At 63.7% G+C, this 20,404-nt stretch carries 18 protein-coding genes and 1 pseudogene; 9 read left to right on the forward strand and 10 right to left on the reverse strand.

Annotated features, from left to right (window positions below):
• Window positions 1-60: 60 nt before the first annotated feature.
• The 4 genes and pseudogenes from ACYG9R_RS18955 to ACYG9R_RS18970 all read right to left on the reverse strand — a co-directional run bounded on the left by ACYG9R_RS18955 (window position 61) and on the right by ACYG9R_RS18970 (window position 4,509).
• Window positions 61-1,238, reverse strand: a pseudogene (locus tag ACYG9R_RS18955) (integrase core domain-containing protein).
• Between the two features lie 133 nt (window positions 1,239-1,371).
• Window positions 1,372-2,022: a dihydrofolate reductase family protein gene (locus ACYG9R_RS18960; protein WP_023825084.1), complete on the reverse strand. Its 651-nt coding sequence runs from the start codon at window positions 2,020-2,022 to the stop codon at window positions 1,372-1,374.
• 117 nt (window positions 2,023-2,139) lie between these two features.
• Window positions 2,140-2,997, reverse strand: a complete 858-nt coding sequence (locus ACYG9R_RS18965) for a protein-L-isoaspartate O-methyltransferase family protein (protein ID WP_023825083.1) — start codon at window positions 2,995-2,997, stop codon at window positions 2,140-2,142.
• A 153-nt stretch (window positions 2,998-3,150) separates the two neighbouring features.
• The gene (locus tag ACYG9R_RS18970; protein ID WP_023672432.1) at window positions 3,151-4,509 is read right to left on the reverse strand and encodes an Nramp family divalent metal transporter; all 1,359 of its coding nucleotides are present in this window, start codon (window positions 4,507-4,509) and stop codon (window positions 3,151-3,153) included.
• A gap of 257 nt (window positions 4,510-4,766) precedes the next feature.
• On the opposite strand from ACYG9R_RS18970, the gene mntR reads away from it, so the two are divergent.
• A complete protein-coding gene (mntR, locus tag ACYG9R_RS18975; RefSeq protein ID WP_023740198.1) occupies window positions 4,767-5,222 on the forward strand; it encodes a manganese-binding transcriptional regulator MntR in 456 nt (151 codons plus the stop codon).
• A gap of 91 nt (window positions 5,223-5,313) precedes the next feature.
• Window positions 5,314-5,502, forward strand: a complete 189-nt coding sequence (locus ACYG9R_RS18980) for a hypothetical protein (RefSeq protein ID WP_023672434.1) — start codon at window positions 5,314-5,316, stop codon at window positions 5,500-5,502.
• 28 nt (window positions 5,503-5,530) lie between these two features.
• Here the strand turns inward: ACYG9R_RS18980 and ACYG9R_RS18985 are convergent, their stop codons facing one another.
• A complete protein-coding gene (locus ACYG9R_RS18985; protein ID WP_031199921.1) occupies window positions 5,531-7,597 on the reverse strand; it encodes a hypothetical protein in 2,067 nt (688 codons plus the stop codon).
• A 186-nt stretch (window positions 7,598-7,783) separates the two neighbouring features.
• On the opposite strand from ACYG9R_RS18985, the gene ypfJ reads away from it, so the two are divergent.
• The 3 genes from ypfJ (at window position 7,784) to ACYG9R_RS19000 (ending at window position 11,078) form a co-directional block, all read left to right on the forward strand.
• A complete protein-coding gene (gene ypfJ / locus ACYG9R_RS18990) occupies window positions 7,784-8,719 on the forward strand; it encodes a KPN_02809 family neutral zinc metallopeptidase (protein ID WP_023672436.1) in 936 nt (311 codons plus the stop codon).
• A gap of 176 nt (window positions 8,720-8,895) precedes the next feature.
• Window positions 8,896-10,161 (forward strand): TCR/Tet family MFS transporter, encoded by a 1,266-nt coding sequence (locus tag ACYG9R_RS18995; RefSeq protein WP_023825081.1) that lies wholly within the window; start codon window positions 8,896-8,898, stop codon window positions 10,159-10,161.
• Window positions 10,158-11,078 (forward strand): aldo/keto reductase, encoded by a 921-nt coding sequence (locus ACYG9R_RS19000; protein WP_023825080.1) that lies wholly within the window; start codon window positions 10,158-10,160, stop codon window positions 11,076-11,078. Before ACYG9R_RS18995 ends, ACYG9R_RS19000 begins: the two co-directional genes overlap by 4 nt.
• Before the next feature lie 9 nt (window positions 11,079-11,087).
• On the opposite strand, the gene ACYG9R_RS19005 is transcribed toward ACYG9R_RS19000, so the two are convergent.
• The 3 genes from ACYG9R_RS19005 to carA form a co-directional block, all read right to left on the reverse strand.
• Entirely contained in the window at window positions 11,088-11,285 is a 198-nt protein-coding gene (locus ACYG9R_RS19005; RefSeq protein ID WP_348524580.1) for a helix-turn-helix domain-containing protein, read from the reverse strand.
• On the reverse strand, window positions 11,212-11,472 hold the full coding sequence (locus ACYG9R_RS19010; RefSeq protein WP_245260143.1) for a hypothetical protein: 261 nt from the start codon (window positions 11,470-11,472) through the stop codon (window positions 11,212-11,214). Before ACYG9R_RS19010 ends, ACYG9R_RS19005 begins: the two co-directional genes overlap by 74 nt.
• Before the next feature lie 325 nt (window positions 11,473-11,797).
• Entirely contained in the window at window positions 11,798-13,015 is a 1,218-nt protein-coding gene (gene carA / locus ACYG9R_RS19015; RefSeq protein ID WP_081726027.1) for a glutamine-hydrolyzing carbamoyl-phosphate synthase small subunit, read from the reverse strand.
• A gap of 258 nt (window positions 13,016-13,273) precedes the next feature.
• Here carA and ACYG9R_RS19020 point away from each other — a divergent pair, with 258 nt between their 5' ends.
• Both ACYG9R_RS19020 and ACYG9R_RS19025 read left to right on the forward strand, forming a co-directional pair.
• The gene (locus ACYG9R_RS19020) at window positions 13,274-13,723 is read left to right on the forward strand and encodes a GatB/YqeY domain-containing protein (RefSeq protein ID WP_032887220.1); all 450 of its coding nucleotides are present in this window, start codon (window positions 13,274-13,276) and stop codon (window positions 13,721-13,723) included.
• A 109-nt stretch (window positions 13,724-13,832) separates the two neighbouring features.
• On the forward strand, window positions 13,833-14,390 hold the full coding sequence (locus ACYG9R_RS19025) for a GNAT family N-acetyltransferase (protein ID WP_023672441.1): 558 nt from the start codon (window positions 13,833-13,835) through the stop codon (window positions 14,388-14,390).
• 7 nt (window positions 14,391-14,397) lie between these two features.
• On the opposite strand, the gene ACYG9R_RS19030 is transcribed toward ACYG9R_RS19025, so the two are convergent.
• Together ACYG9R_RS19030 and ACYG9R_RS19035 are read right to left on the reverse strand one after the other, a co-directional pair.
• Window positions 14,398-15,579, reverse strand: a complete 1,182-nt coding sequence (locus ACYG9R_RS19030; protein ID WP_023807278.1) for an MFS transporter — start codon at window positions 15,577-15,579, stop codon at window positions 14,398-14,400.
• 95 nt (window positions 15,580-15,674) lie between these two features.
• Window positions 15,675-17,339: a Na/Pi cotransporter family protein gene (locus tag ACYG9R_RS19035; RefSeq protein WP_023672443.1), complete on the reverse strand. Its 1,665-nt coding sequence runs from the start codon at window positions 17,337-17,339 to the stop codon at window positions 15,675-15,677.
• Between the two features lie 388 nt (window positions 17,340-17,727).
• On the opposite strand from ACYG9R_RS19035, the gene ACYG9R_RS19040 reads away from it, so the two are divergent.
• Complete coding sequence (locus ACYG9R_RS19040) at window positions 17,728-18,096, forward strand: RcnB family protein (protein ID WP_023672444.1); 369 nt, start codon at window positions 17,728-17,730, stop codon at window positions 18,094-18,096.
• A 171-nt stretch (window positions 18,097-18,267) separates the two neighbouring features.
• On the forward strand, window positions 18,268-20,208 hold the full coding sequence (gene dnaG / locus ACYG9R_RS19045) for a DNA primase (RefSeq protein ID WP_023825079.1): 1,941 nt from the start codon (window positions 18,268-18,270) through the stop codon (window positions 20,206-20,208).
• Window positions 20,209-20,404: the final 196 nt, after the last annotated feature.

Here is a 20,404-nt window from a genome sequence, read left to right on the forward strand (position 1 = left end):
TGTCCAGCCGATAGATGGGTAACACTTTGAACCGGATACATAGGTGACACTTCTCTCCCCCTATGCGTCCGCCGCAGCGCCAAGCGGATTGGTTGGCGCGGCGCTGCGGCGGACAAGCTTCATGTGCCGTGTGTCGATGATGCCGAGCGGGTGGGCATGGAATGAGAGTGTCCATTGTCCGTCTTCGGTCTCCAACGCAGCGACCGGTTCGCCCGCCAGCGCTTGCGAGACATATATGAAGCCGCCATTCCATCGGATCTCGCCATTGTGGCGCACGCGGCGGACCGAGGCCTCGGCCGGATAGACGGGCTCGGGTGGTGTCCTGGGCATGGCGCGCTGTGAGGACCGGTAGTGCTGGGCGGGCGTATCCATGCCCAGCGCCTCATGGGGACGTTCCTCATTGTAGCTGTGGCGGAAGGTCTCGAAGGCCTGGCCCTGTGCCGTTCGGTCGGCTTCCGGTGCCTCGGCCATCGGCAGCATGGTCAGGTGAAAGCGCTCGTGACGTCCGTTCTGCTGTGGCCTGCCGGGTGCGATCCGCTCCAAGGTGATGCCGAGCTTGATGAAGCGCACGACAAGCGGCGTCAGCCCGGTGACGCCGGCCGATGCGAAGGGCGGGCCATTGTCGCTTCTGAAGCGATCCGGCAGGCCATGCTCTTCAAACAGCCGTTCGAACACCGGCCAGGCTTCGCTATCGGCCGTCGACCCCGTCGCTTCGAGCGCCAGAAGATAGCGGCTCGACGCATCCATCACCGTCAAGGGTTCGCAACGCCAGCCGTCGCGGGTCCGGAACCAGCCCTTGTGATCGCCAGTCCACACCGCGTTCGGTTCTTGCGGCTGTGGCCAGGGTCCATTGCCGCAGGCCCGCAGGCGGGGTCGCTTGCGGGCGCGGACAAGCCCATGCCGCGCAAGGATCGCGCCGACCGTCGAGGCTGAAGGCCACATGAACTCGGGAGCCGTGCGACGATCTTCTTTGGACCCCAAAGCGGATGCAGCTCCTTGGCCGCCACAATCCGCTCAACCAGATCCTGAGCTGTCGCCCGACCATGATTGAGCGGGGCTCGCGGCAGGTCGTGCAAACCCTCAGGCCCAAACGTCCGATAGCGTCCTAGCCATTTGTAGCCGTTCTTGCGTGAGATCCCGTAGGCCGCACAAAGCGCAACCATCGTCTCATCCCCAGAAAGACACTCCACAACAAACCGTAGCCGCTCGTCCATGATGCCAGTCTCTCGCCAAACCATCGCCGGTCCTCCGGCGGACAAGAAAACTGTCACCCATGCTATCGGTCCATTCTGTTACCTATCTATCCGGTTCGGACAGCATTTCCTCTCCCCCGTCGATCGGGGGAGAGGAAAGGTGCCAAGCCTGTCCCTGTTACTTCCAGTTCTTACGCCGCTCGAGCTCGGCCTCTGACGGCTTCTGCGTAGCGAACGACCCGACCTTGACCTCACCCCCGCGTTCGTAGGTCGCCATGATGACGCCTGTGGTAGTGGCCTGCGACTTGACCAGCTTGAAAGCGGCGGGCATCGCACCACCAACGAACAGCCGCTTGCCCTTGCCCAGCAGCAGCGGGAAGATCATCAACCGGATCTCGTCGATCAGCCCGTTGGCGAGCAAAGTCTGGATCAGCTCGCTCGAACCCTGGATGAGCAGGTCAGGCCCATCTTCCTTCTTGAGGCGGCGCAACGCCGCGACGATATCTTCTCCAAGCCATTGCGTATTTTCCCAGGTGAGCGAATCCGGCCGATGCGTCGCCACACATTTAGTCGCAGGGTTGAAGGCATCTCCGATGGCATCTTTCTGATACGGCCAGTAAGCGGCGAAGATGTCGTAGGTTCTGCGGCCGAGCAGCAGGGCGAAGGGTTTGGAGAACAATTCCTCTATGGCCACCCCCGCCACCTCGTCGAAGTAGTGGAACGTCCAGCCGCCGAATTCGAAGCCGCCAACCGGGTCTTCTTCCGGGCCGCCTGGCGCCTGCATGACGCCGTCGAGGCTGACGAAGGTGGAAGCGATGATCTTTCGCATTGGATTTTCCTTTTCCAGGATCCGCGCCGTCAGGGCCGGATTTCGATCTAAGGACGGACAGGCCGGCGGCCGCCCGACAGGCGTTGGCAAAAAAACGCTGCCGGCCGACAAGGGTACCTACCGCCGTCGCCCGCCGCCAAGCGCCTGCGACGAAAACCAGACGTCGCCGATGATGGCGGTGGCGGTCCGGTCCGGCGCCCTGTCTGATGTCAGCCAGATCGAACGGCTGCGCGCCGCCTTCTGGAGGTCGGGGATTTTGGCCGCCGAACCGGCCGCCGAGGCGCCGACGCAGGGGATGAACCACGAGCGCATGAAGGGGTCGCAGGCAAAGCCCTTGTCGTTGCGGGTTACCATCACGGCCAGGCCGACGCCCTGGGACGGACGCCAGGGAAAGATCATGCGGCCACCGGGTTTCAGCGCCCGCAGCCAGGCAGCCGGCGGTGCGACGACACCGGCATTGACATAGATGATGTCGGACGGCGGCAGATCGCCGGTGACGGCATCGCCGTGGACGACGCCTACATTGCCGTAGGTTTCGAGATTCTTTGTTGCTCTGGCAGCAAGATCTGCCTCTATTTCGAAGGCGGTCACCGGGCCGGGCGCAACCAGCCGCGCCAGCAAGGCGGTGTAGTAGCCTGTGCCGGCGCCGATATGGGTGACGGCCTCGTCCAGTCTGGGGGCGATCCTGCCTATCCACATGGCGTGCAGGGAGGGTTCGCCATTGTTGATGCCCTTGTCGGCATCGAGCGCCACCAGCACGTCCTGATAGATGTGAACAGGATCGGCGCTCGGCGTCATGATCTTGCCGTTGCCGGTGGTGAGCGCCCTGCCGGCGACTACCGCCCAGGGTCCGGGACCGAGAAAGGCCTCGCGCGGAACGGTGGCGAACGCCTCTTCGAGGCGCGGATCGGCCGAGCCGGCATTGGCCGCCATCAGCTGCGCGTAAAATTTCCTGGCGTCTTCGACACTTGTCATGATGGCCGGTAAGATAGCGCAAGCCGCCGGTTTGTCGCCGTCTTGAGCAATTCCAGGAAAAGTGTGAGGCGGCTTTCCGCCCGGAATTGCGTCAAAACAAGAGATTGAGCAGTTCGCCGTTTCGGCGAAACGGCGAACTGCTCAAGAAGAAACTCAGCCGACGCCGAAGACGGTGTCGTAGAGCAGCTTGAAGTTGAGCACCAGGATGACCGCCGCGACGACCCAGGCGAGGACCGCCACGCCGCGGGGAATGGCAAGGTTGCCCATCTTCTTCTTGTCGGAGACGAACTGCACCAGCGGGATGACTGCGAAGGGCAGCTGCATCGACAGTACCACCTGGCTGAAGACCAGCAACTGGCCGGTGCCCTTTTCGCCATAGAGCGCGGTGACGACCACCACCGGGACGATGGCGATGCCGCGCGTCAGCAGCCGGCGCGCCCATTGCGGAATGCGCAGGCGCAAAAAGCCTTCCATGACGATCTGGCCGGCAAGCGTTGCCGTAACGGTCGAGTTGAGGCCGGAGGCCAGCAGCGCCACCGCAAACAGGATGGAGGCGATGCCGAGGCCGAGCAGTGGCGACAAGAGCTCGAAGGCTTGGCCGATCTCGGCGACATCCTGATGGCCGGTGCCATGGAAGGCCACCGCCGAGACGATCAGGATCGAGGCGTTGACGAACAGCGCCAGGACGAGCGCGATGGTCGAGTCCGTCGTCGCCCATTTAATGGCGTCGCGCTTGCCTTTTTCGGTCCGTTCATAGGCGCGTGTCTGTACGATCGAGGAGTGCAGGTAGAGATTGTGCGGCATCACCGTGGCGCCGATGATGCCGATGGCGATGTAGAGCATCGCCGGATTGGTGACGATCTCCGTCGACGGCACGAACATCGAATGCAGGATCGAGCCGACCGGAGGGGCAGCGGCAAAGATCTGGATGGCGAAACAGCCGAAGATGATGATCAGAAGCGCGATGACGAAGGCTTCGAGATAGCGGAAACCCTTGTTCATCAAGAGCAGCACGATGAAGGCGTCGAGCGCCGTCAGCAACGCGCCGCCGATCAGCGGAATGCCGAACAGAAGCTGCAGCGCGATCGCCGTGCCGATCACCTCGGCGAGGTCGCAGGCGATGATGGCGAGTTCGCAGGCGATCCACAGCACGAAACTGACGGGACGCGGATAATAGGCGCGGCAGGCCTGGGCGAGGTCGCGGCCGGTGGCGATGCCAAGCCGGGCGGCAAGCGCCTGCAGCAGGATCGCCATCAGGTTGGACAGCATGATGATGAACAATAGCGTGTAGCCGAACTGGGCGCCGCCGGCGAGGTCGGTGGCCCAGTTGCCCGGATCCATATAGCCGACCGAGACCATGTAGCCCGGTCCCATGAAGGCGAACAGGCGACGGAACCAGACGCCGGACTGCGGCACCGCGATCGTGGAGTTCACCTCGCGCAGGCTGGGAGGATTGTCCTCCGGCCTGTCAAATCGCCAGGATGATCCCAAGGTAGCGTCAGCTTCGGACATGGAGGGCTTTCCACTGGGTGGATCGGTTGACGTCATCCTATCTATGCCAGGGCTCAACATTATGCAATAGGCTATATTTCATTGTATGTGCTTCCTGTTGCGCCGACCGGCAGGCCGGCAGGGGATCGCAAACGCCGGTTGCGCCTGCCATGGAATGGAAATAAACGGCTGGAACAGTTAAGCCCGTGCTATGAATGGCAAAGGGCGATTGCTTTGCCCAAAGCCGATTCTTGTCAAAAGATAGGAAGGAGCGCGTGTTGGCGCTGAAGCACAGACCGGTTGGACGCGAGGAGCCGCTGCCTGACGCCGAGATTCATTCGAAAGGGTTCCGGCAGCAGCGCGAAGCGCGCCGCGGCGCGCTGGTCGAGGATTATGTCGAGCTGATCGCCGACCTGATCGAGGACGGCAATGAGGCGCGTCAGGTCGATATTGCTGCGCGGCTGGGTGTCGCCCAGCCGACGGTGGCCAAGATGCTGACCAGGCTGTGCGCCGACGGGCTCGTTTCCAGAAAACCCTATCGCGGTGTGTTCCTGACCGACGCCGGGCGCAAGGTGGCGGAAGAGAGCCGCATCCGCCACCAGACGGTAGAAGCGTTTTTGCGTTCGCTCGGTGTCAGCGCCGAGACGGCGCGCATCGATGCCGAGGGCATCGAGCATCATGTCAGCGCCGAGACGCTGGAAGCCTTTCGCAAGGCGATGATCGCGCCGGGCTGAGGGGTGCCGGGGCCGCACCACTGGAACCTCCGCACGTCAGGCTCGTTGCTCCTGACGTTGCGCGTGATTGTTGCGCGCCAAGGAGGAAAACATGGGCGTCGAACAGGCACCGACCGCGAAGGGCAAGCAGGCGGCCGAGGGTTTGAGGCAGGCAGCGGCAAAGGACGAACGCAAGACCGAGGTCGAAACCGGCCATGCGCTGAAAAAGGGCGCCGCGCGTTTCGAGGAACGCTCCAAAAGCTCGGACGGCAAAAGCGCCGGCACCAAGCAGAAGATCTGAGTTCTGTTCGCAAGCGGCAACCTGCCGCTCATTCCTCGGTGTCCTGCACCCAACTGCGCGGATGGCCGTCGACGCGGAACTGGAAGATGAAATAGGGCGGAATGCAGGAGCCCTTGCCAGGCTTGGCTGCGGCCAGATCGTCGTAGCCGGCGGTGCAGATATAGTCCTCGCGGCAGGGATGCGCCTTGTCGCAGGCGCGCAGGCCGGCGGTCTTGGTGAATTCCCTGGTGCAGAATTTGTGATCCTTGCCCGACGCGATGCAGTCGTTGAAACCGGTCTTGGCCAGGCGGCCGCAAGTCGCCTCGTCGGGAAGCTTGTCGCAGCTTGCCTTGCGCAGCATGCCCCCGGGAAAGCCACCGGTCTTCTGCCCTGGGTAGTCATAGCGTTGGCGCGCCGCGCCATAGCCGGCGAGCTTGATCACCGGTTTCTTGTCGCGCGCCGGATCGATGGCGCAGGCTTTTGCGGTGGCCGGCGACAGGCGGCAATATTTGTCGCTGCCCCAGCTCGACATCTTGATCTCGCCGAACTCGACGGGGTCGCCGACTGCGGTGGCCGCCTCGCTGACGCAGGTGCCGAAGCCCGGATGGATGTCGCTTTCATGGACGCCGGCGCAGCGCAGGCTTTCGCCGCAGCTCCAGTCCTTGAAGCTGGCGTCATCGCCGCTGTAGCAGATCGAGCCCCAGCCATTGTAGAGATCGGTGCCTTTCAGCGCTTCGGCGAGTTTGGCGTCCGGACGGGCGGCGAAGCCGCGTGAGAAATCCGGATGGCCGCCGGCGGCGAAGTCCTCGACGATGGCGCGGCGGCGAGGCAGGTCGGCGAAGAACACCGCCGAGCCGGGGACGAAGACGGCGTTGCGGCGCGGCTCGCTGGCCGGATCGGCGCCGGTGTAATGGAAGCCGGCAATGCCGTGCGTCTGGTGGCAGCCGGTGCAGGTCATTTCGTTGAGACGCAGATTGAAGCCGGCCACCGATTTCACGCTGCGCAGCTCGTTGCCCTTGGCGACATAGTCCTGCAGTGCCTTGTCGATGTCGGCATCGTCGAGCAGCCCATAGGCGATATTGTTTTGCGACCTGGCCATGCCGCCGGGTGCGACCGAGACGGCGCTGGTCGCCAGGAACTTGTCGTCGATGACCAACCGGCCGCGATCGAGGTCGTAGAGGTTGCGGTCGGTGAGCAGCCATTTGGCGAAGGCCGGCCGGTCGGCCAGAACCACTTTCCGGTCGATCTGGTTCTCCATCTTCGATTCCTGGAAGGTGGACGTCGTTGGGTCCCATTTGAAAATCTTGAGGAGATATTCGGCGTGGCCACCGAAGTCGCGGCGGCTCGAGGCCGACAGCCGGAGAACCTGCATGTTCAGCTCAAGCCGCATGATCTGCGACGAATTCAGCATGGCGTTGGAGAGCGGCCCTTCGTCGGAGCGCAGCCAGGCTGCCAGTTGCTCGGGCGCAAGGTTCTTCTGGCCGGCGGCGAGCCAGCGCTTGGCGATTTCGGCACAGGAAACGGCGGTGGCGCTTGGACGGTCTCTCGAAGCGCGGGGGCGAGCCTCGCCGGGCCTGGCGTTGAAGACCAGACCCATGGTCAGCGGCAGCCGCGACGAGATGCGTTGCGCTGTCTTTCCCTTCGTGGGCTTCTCCGCCACCGAATAGTGGAAGCGGTAGATCAGCCTGATCTCGCCGCATTCGGTGTGGCCGAGATAGCCGCGGTCCATGCGGTTGACGACGCCGGTCAGGTCGAGCGTCGAGCCGTCATCGTCGATGTATTTCGGGTTGAATTTCTGGCTGGTGTCCTTCGACTTGGCCATGGCCGCGACGTAAGGATCGGGGCTATTGGCAGGCTCGTCGGCGATCTCCTGCTTGACGGCGTTGCGCACAGGGGTCAGCGCGCGCACCGAAAACAGGCCCCGATTGTCGACCTCGCGCGTGAGACCCAGCGCCGGGCCGAGCAGGCGGCTGATCGAGAGGCCGCCACGCTCAAGCGCCTGCAATGTCTCGGGATCGGTTACGGCGACGCTGGAATCGAGCGTCACGGCGCGCGCCGGCGACGGGCCGAGGCATAGCACCACCGCCAGCAGCAGAAATCGACCGATCGTCCGCAAGTCCCCGACACCCCCGTTCGAACCGGATGCTACAGCGCGCATGCCGCCTCGACCAGAGTGCGAACACGATGCCGCCGCCACGAAAAATACTGTGACTTGGCGCAACCATTGCGATAATTGTCTGTTGGGTCGGACTGGGCCACGACATCGGCCACGCCAGCCGAAATTTGCATACGGGGAGTTGCCATGCTCTGGAAGGGCCGCCGTCAGAGTGACAATGTCGAGGACGAGCGCAGCGACAGCGGCGGCGGTGGTGGTTTCGGCGGCGGCAGCCCTGGCCAGTTCCGCATCCCGATCGGCGGCCGCACCGGCGGCGGCGGCAGCATATTGCTGGTCGTCCTCGTGGTGCTGGCCGGATGGTATTTCGGCTTCGACCCGTCGCAGATCCTGGGCAGCGGCGACGGCGGCGGCGTGCTGCCGGGTGGCGGTGGCCAGATTACCGACAACAGCGGCGGCCAGGACGACGGCGCCGGCACGCCTGCTTCCGACGAGATGAAGCAGTTCGTGGCGACCGTGCTGGCCGAGACCGAAGAGACCTGGACCGGCATCTTCCAGTCGCAGGGCCTGAAATACGAGGACCCGAAGCTTGTGCTGTTCAGCGGCCAGATCCGCTCGGCCTGCGGCTCCGCCTCGACGGCAGCCGGACCGTTCTATTGTCCCGGCGACCACAAGGTCTACCTCGACACCACCTTCTTCCAGCAGCTCGACCAGCAGTTCGGCGCCTCGGGGGATTTCGCCCAGGCATATGTGATCGCCCATGAAGTCGGTCACCATGTGCAGAACCTCACCGGCATCCTGCCCAAGTTCAACCAGATGCGGCAGTCGATGGGTGAGGCGGAAGCCAACCAGATGTCGGTGCGCATCGAGCTGCAGGCCGACTGCTTCGCCGGCGTTTGGGCGCATTTCACCGCGCAGAAGGGCATTCTGGAACAGGGCGACATCGAAGAGGCGCTCAACGCCGCCAAGCAGATCGGCGACGATACGCTGCAGAAGAAGATGCAGGGCTATGTCGTTCCGGAAAGCTTCAACCACGGGACGTCGCAGCAAAGGCAGACCTGGCTGGCGCGCGGCTACAAGAGCGGCAAGCTGTCGGATTGCAACACGCTGACCGGTCCGGTTTGAGGCGCTCGCAAGTTCCAGCCGACCGCGGTTCAAAGCGCATCCGTCGGCGGGCCGATTCACCACCGGCAACAGATGTCAGGAGGAGAACGCCTGAGGCGTTCTCCTATTGTTCCAAAGTGGCGCCTCGCCTATAACGGGCGCCCGCCCAAGGGCGGTCTCAGGGAGCAGACGCCATCATGATCGACCCCAAAACCGCCAGGCGGGGCCTTGCGCTCGTCTTCACCACGCTGCTGCTCGACATTATCGGCTTCGGCATGATCATGCCGGTGTTGCCGGCCTTTCTCAGGGAGCTTTCCGGCGTCGGCATCAGCGAAGCGGCGATCGAAGGCGGCTGGCTGTTCTTCGTCTATGCGGCGATGCAGTTCTTCTTCGCGCCAATCATGGGCGGGTTGAGCGACCGCTTCGGGCGGCGGCCGATCCTGCTTGCCTCGGTGCTTACATTCTCGATCGACAATCTGATCTGCGCCATCGCCTGGTCCTATCCGATGCTGTTCATCGGCCGCGTGCTGGCCGGCGTTTCGGGCGCCAGCTATTCGACGACGTCGGCCTTCATTGCCGACATCTCGAACGACGACAACCGGGCGAAGAATTTCGGTCTGCTCGGCATCGCCTTCGGCGTCGGCTTCGTCATTGGGCCGGTGCTGGGCGGGCTGCTCGGCACGTTCGGGCCGCGAGTGCCGTTTTACTTTGCCGCCGGGCTTGCCTTCGTGAACTTCCTCATCGCCATGTTCTTCCTGCCTGAAACGCTCGATGAAAAGCACCGCCGCCGCTTAGAGTGGAAACGCGCCAACCCGGTCGGCACGCTGCTGCAGATGCGCCAATATCAGGGCATCGGCTGGATCGGGCTCGCCTTCTTCCTGATGACGCTCGGCCACATGATGTATCCTGCGGTGTGGTCGTTCGTGTCCAATTATCGTTATGGCTGGAGCGAGCAGCAGATCGGCTTCTCGCTCGGCGCCTTCGGCCTGTGTGGGGCGATCGTCATGGCGACGGTGCTGCCGCGCGTGATCCCCAAACTTGGCGAATGGAGGACGGCGGTGATCGGCCTGACATTTACTGCGGCCAGCGCCTTCGGCTACGCCTTCGCCTCGCAAGGCTGGATGATCTATGCGGTGATCGTCGTCGGCTGCCTCGAAGCACTGGCCGATCCGCCGCTGAGAAGCCTTGCCGCCGCCAAGGTGCCGCCATCGGCGCAAGGCGAATTGCAGGGTGCGATGACGTCGATCTTCTCGATCACCTCGATCATCACGCCGCTGCTCTACACCGCGATCTTTTCCTGGTTCACCGGACCGAATGCGCCCGTAGTGTTCGGCGGCGCCCCCTATCTGGTTGGCGCGTGCTTCCTGACGCTTGCCGTCATTGTCTTTGTGACGAAAGTTGCGAGGCCGACGGCGGTGAGAAGCGTTGCCACCGGCGCTGCGGAAGATGGAGCCCAGATATGAGCCATGACAGCCGCATAGAGCTAACCAAGGACGGAGTGTCGCTGTCGCGGCTGGTGTTCGGCGCCTGGCGCCTGCTCGACAACGCCGCGCGCCCGGACGCCGACCAGATCGCGCGGCTGATCGGCACTGCGGTCGATCTCGGCCTGACCAGCTTCGACCACGCCGATATTTACGGGCATTACCAGGTGGAAGCTGCCTTTGGCGCCGGCTTGTCGCGCTGGAAGGGCAAGCGCGACAGCATCGAGCTGATCTCGAAATGCGACATCATTCTGGCATCGGCCAACCGGCCTCAGAACCGGCTGAAGCATTACGACACCAGTGCGGCCCACATTGCCGCCTCGGTCGACCGTTCGCTCGCCAATCTCGGCACCGACTATCTCGACCTGTTGCTGCTGCACCGACCGGATCCGCTGATGGATGCCGACGAGACGGCGGCGGCCCTTGCCGGGCTGGTCAAGTCGGGCAAGGTGAGAGCGGTCGGGGTCTCCAATTTCACGCCGTCGCAGTTCGACCTTCTGGCTTCGCGGCTGCCGTTTGCCTTGGCCACCAACCAGATCGAGATGTCGGTGCTGAAAACCAATGCGCTGGTGGATGGCAGCCTCGATCACGCGCAACGCCTCGGCTATGCGCCGATGATCTGGTCGCCGCTCGGCGGCGGCTTGCTGTTCACCGGCAAGGAAGGGCGCGAGGCGCGGGTCAGGGCGGCAATCGCGGCGGTGGCTGCCGAGATCGGCGCCGGCGATCTCGCCGCCGTCGCCATCGCCTGGCTGCTGCGTCATCCGGCGCGGCTGGCGCCGGTGCTCGGCACGATGAAGCCCGAGCGGCTGGCCGTCATGGTCAAGGCGCTGGAGATCGACCTCGACCGCCAGCAATGGTTTGCCATACTGGAGGCCAGCGAAGGCCGGCCGGTGGCGTAAGGTTAGATACTAGGCTTCGATCCATTCGCTGGGCACGTCCAATGCCTTCGACAGCATGGTGCTGGTTTGCGCCGATGGCTTGCGGCGATTGGATTCAAGGTCCGACAGGAAGCCCTGGCTGACACCGATGGCATCAGCGAACTCGCCCTGCGTCAGCTTGCGCCAGTTGCGCAGCGCCTTGAGCCCGGCTGGAACCTCGCAAAATATCCATGGTCACCTCGGCGGGCAGAGGCTTTTCCGTTTTGAACTCGGCCTTCCGCTCATCGTAGATCGCCACATCCGCAGCGTCTTCTCTGGCTTCTTCGGCGGCATGCAGCAATGCCTCGTAGTCAGCCTTCGGGATGACGACCAGTTCTTCCCCGGTTGAAGTCCTTATGATTTGCGGAGCGTTCATGATGTGCTGTCCTATGGCCGGCTGTAGGTCGTCGTTTCGCGCTTGCCGATGTAGATCGCGAGGATTGTCGTGCGATCTTCATCAATATAACGCGGTAGCAACCGATCCGAAGTCTGTAACCGTCTCGGCCGGCAAGACGTTCTACATCCCCACGCCCGCTGATGGCATAAGTGTTCAAACCCTCAGAGACCTGCTCGCGGACATCGGCCGGCAGGTTGTCGAGATCGCGAGCTGCCGACACCGAGAGGATGATCGTCTTCACTCGCGCAATACCGCAGATTTATCGCTCGAGGCTAAGCGATATTATCGCTGCTACACAGAGGGCTCAGGCCCGTTCGGCCAGCAGTTCCTCGCCGCGCTTTTCGCGGATCAGGTTGACGAAGCGGCGGAACAGATAGTGCGAGTCCTGCGGGCCGGGCGAGGCCTCGGGGTGGTGCTGGACCGAGAACACCGGACGTCCGGTCAGCGCGATGCCGCAGTTCGAGCCATCGAACAGCGAGACATGGGTTTCCTCGACGCCCTCGGGCAAGGAGTCGGCATCGACGGCAAAGCCGTGGTTCATCGAGACGATCTCGACCTTGCCGGTGGTATGATCCTTGACGGGGTGGTTGGCGCCGTGATGGCCCTGGTGCATCTTGGCGGTCTTGCCGCCCAGCGCCAGGGCCAGCATCTGGTGGCCGAGGCAGATGCCGAACACCGGAATATCGGTCTTGAGCAGGTCCTGGATGACCGGCACCGCGTATTCGCCGGTGGCTTCCGGGTCGCCGGGGCCGTTGGAGAGGAAGATGCCGTCGGGCTGCATGGCCAGGATTTCTTCCGAACCGGTACCGGCCGGAACCACGGTGACCTTGGCGCCGAGGCCGGAAAGCAGGCGAAGGATGTTACGCTTGACGCCGTAGTCGATGGCGACGACGTGCATCGACGGCTCGGCCTGTTCGCCAAAGCCTTCGTTCCACACCCAGGGCGTTCCACGCCAGACCGAGGACTGGCCGGAGGTGACTTCCTTGGCGAGGTCAAGCCCGATCAGGCCCGACCAGGCGGCGGCCCGCCGCTTCAAATCGTCGAGGTCGAAGATGCCGTCGGGCGCGTGCGCAATGACGGCATTGGGCATGCCCTTTTCGCGGATCAGCGCGGTCAGCGCCCGGGTGTCGATGCCCGACAGCGCGACGATGCCGCGCTTCTTCAGCCACTGGTCCAGCCCGGTGTCGGCGCGGTAGTTGGACGGGTTGGTGACATCGGCCTTGAACACCGCGCCAACGGCGCCGGCACGGGCGACCGGGTTCAAGTCCTCGATGTCTTCGTCATTGGTGCCGATGTTGCCGATATGCGGGAAGGTGAAGGTGACGATCTGGCCGGCATAGGACGGGTCGGTGAGAATTTCCTGGTAGCCGGTGAGCGCGGTGTTGAAGCAGACTTCGGCAACGGCGGAACCGGTGGCGCCGAGGCCGCGACCCTCGATGACGGTGCCGTCGGCCAGCACCAGGACGGCGGTCGGCTTTTCGGTTGCCCAAGGCGGGGTCAGTTCGGGGGTCATCTCGGCCATGGCGACGCTCCTGTCACGCTGCGCGCTTCGATGGCGGGCCATCTGCGCAGCAAACGGCGCGGCCGATCTCTCGAGCCTGCGCGCATCAATTCTTTGTCTTATGCAAGGCCGAGTACATAGGGGAAGGCGCCAGAGCGGTCAATGATGCCGTGCCAAAACGGCGAGCATTTGTTTCAGCGAATGATATCAGAGCTTTGGCGCGTTTGATTTGCGGATGGGCCGCGGTTATTGTCCGCGCCGTTCGAAGGAGAAAGCATCATGCGCGCAAAAATCGCCGAATCCCTGAAAAGCGCGATGAAGGCGCAGGACAAGCACCGCCTGCCGACGCTCAGGCTGATCCAGGCCGCCATTCACGACCGCGACATCGCCAATCGCGGCTCGGCCAAGGACCCCGCCAGCGACGAGGAGATCCTGCAGATCCTGGCCAAGATGGTGAAGCAGCGCGAGGAATCGGCCAAGGCGTTCGAGGACGGCAAGCGCCCGGAACTGGCGGCGCAGGAGCGTGGCGAGATGGAGATCATCCGCGGCTTCCTGCCGACGCAGCTGGACGACGCTGCCGTCACCGCGGCCGCGCGCGAAGCGATCGCAGCGACTGGTGCGGCGAGCCAGAAGGACATGGGCAAGGTGATTGCCGCGCTGAAGGCGAAATATGCCGGCCAGATGGATTTCGGCAAGGCCAGCGGCATCGTCAAGGGCCTGCTGCAGTAGGAGCCGACACCGCTTCAATGGCGAAGGAGAGCAGGGGCATTACCTCTGGGCAAGAAACGGTCCGCACCGGCTTAAGCGAGCAAGCGTTGACCTGCCGGAGAGACCCACCATGATCGAAATCGTCAAACCCACGCTCGAACATCTGCCCTCCTACAAGGCGGCGCTCGAGCGTGGCTGGTCGCCGGACAATGTCCGGCTGATGGAAGCGACGCGCGAGCAACTTGCGGCGATCGACGAGGATCCCGCGGCGTTCCTTGCCAGCCTCGACGATCCCGAGGCCAAAGGAGGCCCGATTACCTTGCCGGACGGCACGACCGTGCCGCGGCTGCCGGGCTTCCGGCGCTGGATCTGGGACGGCGAGGCCGCCGGCTCGATCGGCTTTCGCTGGCAGCCGGGTACGGCCGCACTGCCGTCGCATGTGCTCGGCCATATCGGCTATGCCGTGGTGCCGTGGAAGCGCGGACGAGGCTATGCGACCGAGGCGCTGCGGCTGATGCTGGACGAGGCGAGGGCTGTTGGTTTGCCATATGTCGAGCTCACCACCGACCTCGACAATCCGGCCTCGCAGAAGGTGGTGCTGGCCAATGGCGGCCGTGTGGTCGGTCCGTTCATCAAGGACGCCGCGTATGGCGGCGCCGAGAGTTTGTTGTTCCGGATCGATTTGTAGTCCGATGCTATTCGGCCGCTGCTGGCAGCGGCGGCGCTGCCCGGCTGCGCCCCTCCCAGATGTAGGAGGCAAGTGCCACCACCACCGCCACCAGCATGGCGGCAGCGCCCACAACCGGCAGGCTGCGATAGCCGTAGCCGGCATTGAGCATGGCAGCGCCCAGCGACGCGGCGAGCGCGATGCCGACATTGAAGCCGGAGGGGATGAGCGAGGAGGCGAGGTTGGAGGCGTCCGCCGTCCAGGCCAGGATGCGGGTCTGGATCGGCGTGCCTATGGCGAAGTTGAGGCCACCCCAGATAACGATGGCGATGACCATCGGCACGGGGTAGGGGCTGACGGCATAGATCACGCCCAACATCACCGCTTGCAGCGCAAGCATTGTGATCAGCGACGGCATCAGCTTCCAGTCGGAAAGCTTGCCGCCGAGAAACACACCGACGGTGGCGCCGACGCCGTTGAGCAGCAGCACCCAGGGGATCAGGCCCTCGTCGAGATGGGTCACCTCAAGCAGGGTCGGGGTGATGTAGGTGAACAGGCCGAACTGGCCGATCATCAACATCAGCATCAGGATCAGCGAGGTCCAGACTTGCTGGCGCGCCAGCACGCGAACCTCGCTGCCAAGACTGGCGGATGGCCTTGATGCGCCTGTCGTGCGCGGCAAAAGCGCAGCCATGGCGGCAAAGGCTACCACGCCAAGCGCGCACATCACCCAGAAGGTGGCGCGCCAGCCCCAGAGATTGCCGATTGCGGTGCCGGCCGGGACGCCGATGACATTGGATACGGTGAGGCCGGAGAGGATCACAGCCACGGCCATGCCGCGCTTGTCCTCGGGCACGAGGCCGACAGCCACCACCATGGCGACGCCGAAATAGGCGCCGTGTGCGACGGCGACCGCAATGCGCAAGAGCAGCATCGAGGCAAAATCGGGCGCCAGCGCGCAAGCGGCCTGGCCGATGGTGAAGGCGACGGTCAGGCAAAGCAGCAGCGTCTTGCGGGGAATGCCCTTGGTGGCGAGCGCCAGCAATGGCCCGCCAACCGCGATGCCGCCGGCATAGCCTGAGACGAGATAGCCGGAGGTCGGGATCGAAACGCCAAGGCCGTCGGCCACTTGCGGCAGCACGCCGGCAATGACGAATTCGGTGGTGCCGAAAGCGAAGGCGGCGATGAACAGGGCAATGAGCGGAAGCATGGCGCGGAAGCGATCCTTGAACGAGTTGGCCTCAAATCATGGATGGCGCTTGCCGGCAATGCAGAAATTTTTGCGGCCGGTTTAGGTTTTCTTGATCAGCTCGCCTTCAACCTGGAGCCGCCGAGCAGGCCGCGCTCTTCCAGCACCGGGTAGGCCATCGACGCCAGCAGCGAGTTGATCTGCTTCAGGTCGCGGATGGTGTCGAGGTGGATGGAGCTGGTCTCGACGCTCTTGGCGGTGCCGTCGCGCAGGCGCACGAAATGGCTGGCGCTGGTTTCCTTTTCGCGGTCGCGCAGCCGGTCCTTTTCCAGCACCAGCTGGCGGGCAGTCTCAGGGTCGCGCGACACCAGCACGTTGAAGGCAAGCCTGGCATTGGCCAGCACCGAGGTGTGAAAGGCGAGCAGCTCGCTCCAGCCCTCGGGCGTGAACTCCAGCCCGCGCTCGAACTTCTTCTTCACATGCACCAGCATGTTGCGCACGATGATGTCGCCGACCTGCTCAAGCTTGACGCAGGCGCCTATCAGCTCCTGGCAGCGCAGCGCCTCGTCCTCTGTGAGCGAGTTCCTGGTCAATTTGGCCAGATAGAGCTTGATCGCCGCGTGCTTCCTGTCGACGCGGTCGTCAAGGGCGGCCAGCGCCTTGATCTTGTCGCCGTCGGCGCTTTCATACAGCTCGATGATACGCTTGAGCATGATCTCGACCGTCTCGCAGACGCGCACCACCTCGCGGGTGGCGTTGGCCAGCGCCTGGCTCGGAACGTCGAGCGCGCCGTCGTTGAGGGCGGAGAGTTCGACCACATCGAGCTCTGTAGCCGGCGCCGGCTTGGTGCCCATTGCGACGATCTTCTCGGAAGCACGATAGATCAGGCTGGCAAGCGGCAGGCCGGCGAGCAGGATCAGCACATTGAACAGTATGTGGGCGTTGACGATCTGGTCGGGCACGGTGGCGCCGAGGAAGGCGACCGGTGGCTTCAGCGTCATGAACAGGATCAGCATCACCAGCGAGCCCATGCCGCGCATCAACAGATTGCCGATCGGCACGACGCGCACGCCAGGTTCGGCACTTCGGGTGAGCAGCGGCGCGATGATCGACGAGCCGAGATTGACGCCGAGCACCAGCACGATGCCGAGTTCGGGCGGGATGAAGCCGCGCCCGGCCAGCGTGACCATCAAAAGCACGGCGGCGATTGAGGAGTGGAAGAGCCAGGTAACGAGCGCGGCGAGCAGATAGGCGGTGACGTAGTCGCTGGAGAAATATTCGATGATGAGCGGCATCAGCGTGCTCTGGCGCAGCGGCTCCGAGGCCTGGCCGATCATCTCCAGCGACAGTACCAAAAGGCCGATGCCGACCAGGATGCGGCCGAACTGGCGCCAGTCGCGCCGCTCGGTGGCCATGAACATGACCGTGCCGGCGACGAGGCAGATCGGCACCAGCAGAGTCAGATCGAAGGTCAAGAGCTTGACCACCAGCGCCGAGCCGATCTCGGCGCCGCGCACAGCCAATTGGCCCGACATGCCCGAGACGATGCCGGCGCCGGCGAAGGAGCCGACGAGAAGCGTGACGGCGGTCGAGCTCTGCAGCGCGATGGACAGGCCGCAGCCGGCCAAAACCGCCATGATCGGATTGCGCATGGTGGAGCGCAGCCGGTGACGCAGCACGTCGCCATAGGCGCGCTCGACGCCTGTCTTGACCATGCGGGTGGCAAACAACATCAGCGCCACCGCGCCCGCCAGATGCAGCAGGACGACGGAGCCGCTCATTTCGAAACCCGCACGCAGACAGGGACCGCGACGCGGAGGGCGCGCAGTGCAGGGAGGGAAACGGGGCTGCGAATCATGGTCATGACAGTCTTGAACAATATCCGGAATATTTTAGCCGGGTAATAAAATCTTGTCGATTTCAAGAGCCGTCGCGGCGCGACAGGGCGTGTCGGAAAATGGACGGATGCGCAAATGGTTGCATGGCGGATCCCTGGTGATGGCAGCGGATCGTCCCGGTTTGCCGGACTCCCGGCAATCGCCTTTGCGATGATGTTCAAATATCCAGGATAAGCACAGGATTTCATTACGTAAATGTAATGCTAGTGTTCAGTTTCGGTTCATCCTTCGGGCGCTATTCCCTAGGCATCGACAACCAAGGAGCCCCGCTATGAAACGTGTTGTTCTTTCCGCCCTCGCTTTCTCGATGCTGGCCGCCACTTCGCTTACCGGCCAGGCCGCACCGGTGAACGCACCGGTCGCACCGCAGTCGAATTACACGCGGGTCGACTGGCAGAGGCCCGGCAAGCATGTCGATGTCAGGAAGCGCGTCGTGAAGAAGACGGTGGTCGTCAAGCGCAGCCATTGGCGCAATGGCCAGAAATATTCCAGCTGGAAGCGGCACCAGCCGATCCGCGATTATGGCCGCTATGGCCTGCATCGCCCCGGCCGCGGCCAGGAATGGATCCGCGTCGGCAACGACTATGTGCTGGTCAGCGTCCTGTCCGGCATCATCTTCGGCGCCATTGCCGCGCATTAAGCCCGGCCTCGCCGGCGCAATGCAGAGACTTGAAAGGAGGCGGCCCGAAACGGCCGCCTTTCTTTTGGCTGTAGAAACCGGGCTTTTGGGCTGTGGAAACCGGGTATGGTCCGCAATAAGGGTCGTCGGATTCCGCGAGCATGATTATATGAGGGACAAACGAGTTCCCCAATGCGCTTTCCGCCCGCCTTTCTCGATGAGATACGCGACCGTGTGCCGATTTCATCGGTCATCGGCCAGCGCGTCGCATGGGACAGGAAGAAGACCAACGCCTCGCGCGGCGACTATTGGGCCTGTTGTCCGTTCCACGGCGAAAAGAGCCCCTCCTTCCACTGCGAGGACAAGAAGGGCCGCTATCACTGTTTCGGCTGTTCGGTGTCGGGCGATCATTTCAAGTTCCTGACCGAGCTCGACGGATTAAGCTTTCCCGAAGCGGTCGAGAAGATCGCCGACATGGCCGGCGTGCCGATGCCGGTGCGCGACGAGCGGGAAGAACAGCGTGAGAAGGAACGCGCCAGTCTGACCGACGTCATGGAGATGGCGACTGCCTTCTTCCAGGAGCGGCTGCAAGGACCGGAGGGTGCAAAAGCCCGCGCCTATCTCAGGGATCGCGGGCTGACGCCGGCGACGCAGCAATCGTTCCGGCTGGGCTTTGCGCCCGACAGCCGCAATGCGCTGAAGGAACATCTTGCCGCCAAGGGTGTGCCCAAGGCCGACATCGAGGCCTGCGGGCTGGTGCGTCATGGCGACGACATCCCGGTCTCCTATGACTGGTTCCGCGATCGCATCATGTTCCCGATCCCGGATTCGCGCGGGAAGATCATCGCCTTTGGCGGCCGCGCACTGGCGCCCGATGCGCTGGCCAAATACATGAATTCGCCCGACACGGAGCTCTTCCACAAGGGCAACGTGCTCTACAATTTCGCCCGCGCCCGCAAAGCGCTGGCGAAAGGCGGCACGGTGATTGCCGTCGAAGGCTATATGGACGTGATTGCGCTGGCGCAGGCCGGCTTCGAGAATGCCGTGGCGCCGCTCGGCACCGCGCTCACCGAAAACCAACTCGAACTTCTGTGGCGCATGGCGCCTGAGCCGATGCTGTGCTTCGACGGCGACCAGGCCGGGCTGAAGGCGGCGTGGCGCGCCGCGGATCTCGCGCTGCCGTCGGTGCAGGCCGGGCGGTCGGTGCGCTTTGCGCTGTTGCCGGAGGGCAAGGATCCCGACGATCTGGTCAAGGCAGAAGGGCCGGACGCGTTTCGTGCCGTGCTGGCGGAAGCGCGGCCTCTCGCTGATTTGTTGTGGATGCGTGAGACATCCGGTGGCGTCTTCGACACGCCGGAGCGGCGGGCGGGGCTGACAAAGACGCTGCGCGAACTGACCAGCCGCATCCGCGATGAGAGCCAGCGCTACCACTACCAGCAGTGGATGCGCGAGCGGGAGCTGACCTTCTTCAGCGCCCAGCGCGAAGTGCGGCAAGGTCGCCAGGACTGGAAACCGGGGCAGGGCAAAACGCCCGCACCCGGCGGACAGTTCGCCAAAGGCAGCGGGGCAGGCGCGCGCGCCGCGATCACCGAAAGCCTCGGCCGCTCCGCCATGGTCAAACGCGGTGGCGAGATGATGTCGGTGCGCGAGGCGACGATCATCGTAGCCCTCGTCAACCATCCGGCGCTGATCGACGAGAACTTCGCCCATGTCGAGTTCCTCGATCTCGCCAACACCGATCTGCAGCGGCTGCACGCCGCCATCCTCGATGCGATGGCGCACGACATGGCCAATGACCGTAGCGCGGTGATCGCCACCATCGAACGTGCCGGCTGCAGCGATATCTGGGGGCGCGCCGTGGCGCTCATCCAACGGGCCAGGCAATGGCCCGCGCTGGAAACCGCAGCGCTTGACGATGCCCGCGACGCCTTCAGCCAGGCGCTGCACTTGCAGCGCAGCGCGCGCACCTTACATAAGGAGCTGAAACAGGCGGAAGCAGCGCTCGCCAGCGATCCCACTGACGAAAACTACCGGCACCTCATCGAGATTCAGGCGCAATTCTGTGATGTACAAGCAACGGAAGCGCTGATCGAAGGCTTCGGTGTGTCCTCGGGCAGGGGTGGGCGCGTGTAGGTCGAAACCTGCGCAAGAATGGATGATGTACGTGCTGCGCGTCGAATCGACGCCTCTAAGTCGGGTAATTGATTCGCTTTTTTGATGCGAATCATGCGAGAGGCGCTTGACCTTCTGGCAGAATGACGGAATCAGGACGATTCGAAACCTTAACCCGCGCCGGCGTCGATGGAAATGCAATGACGCGAGGTGCTGA

Source organism: Mesorhizobium sp. RSR565B (genome assembly GCF_054719465.1).

Bases quoted from the DNA above. Each gene is read 5' to 3' on its own strand.
- ACYG9R_RS18960 (WP_023825084.1), bottom strand. From the start codon at position 2,022: ATGCGAAAGATCATCGCTTCCACCTTCGTCAGCCTCGACGGCGTCATG.
- ACYG9R_RS18965 (WP_023825083.1), bottom strand. From the start codon at position 2,997: ATGACAAGTGTCGAAGACGCCAGGAAATTTTACGCGCAGCTGATGGCG.
- ACYG9R_RS18970 (WP_023672432.1), bottom strand. From the start codon at position 4,509: ATGTCCGAAGCTGACGCTACCTTGGGATCATCCTGGCGATTTGACAGG.
- ACYG9R_RS18980 (WP_023672434.1), top strand. From the start codon at position 5,314: ATGGGCGTCGAACAGGCACCGACCGCGAAGGGCAAGCAGGCGGCCGAG.
- ypfJ (WP_023672436.1), top strand. From the start codon at position 7,784: ATGCTCTGGAAGGGCCGCCGTCAGAGTGACAATGTCGAGGACGAGCGC.
- ACYG9R_RS18995 (WP_023825081.1), top strand. From the start codon at position 8,896: ATGATCGACCCCAAAACCGCCAGGCGGGGCCTTGCGCTCGTCTTCACC.
- ACYG9R_RS19000 (WP_023825080.1), top strand. From the start codon at position 10,158: ATGAGCCATGACAGCCGCATAGAGCTAACCAAGGACGGAGTGTCGCTG.
- ACYG9R_RS19010 (WP_245260143.1), bottom strand. From the start codon at position 11,472: ATGAACGCTCCGCAAATCATAAGGACTTCAACCGGGGAAGAACTGGTC.
- carA (WP_081726027.1), bottom strand. From the start codon at position 13,015: ATGGCCGAGATGACCCCCGAACTGACCCCGCCTTGGGCAACCGAAAAG.
- ACYG9R_RS19020 (WP_032887220.1), top strand. From the start codon at position 13,274: ATGCGCGCAAAAATCGCCGAATCCCTGAAAAGCGCGATGAAGGCGCAG.
- ACYG9R_RS19025 (WP_023672441.1), top strand. From the start codon at position 13,833: ATGATCGAAATCGTCAAACCCACGCTCGAACATCTGCCCTCCTACAAG.
- ACYG9R_RS19030 (WP_023807278.1), bottom strand. From the start codon at position 15,579: ATGCTTCCGCTCATTGCCCTGTTCATCGCCGCCTTCGCTTTCGGCACC.
- ACYG9R_RS19035 (WP_023672443.1), bottom strand. From the start codon at position 17,339: ATGAGCGGCTCCGTCGTCCTGCTGCATCTGGCGGGCGCGGTGGCGCTG.
- ACYG9R_RS19040 (WP_023672444.1), top strand. From the start codon at position 17,728: ATGAAACGTGTTGTTCTTTCCGCCCTCGCTTTCTCGATGCTGGCCGCC.
- dnaG (WP_023825079.1), top strand. From the start codon at position 18,268: ATGCGCTTTCCGCCCGCCTTTCTCGATGAGATACGCGACCGTGTGCCG.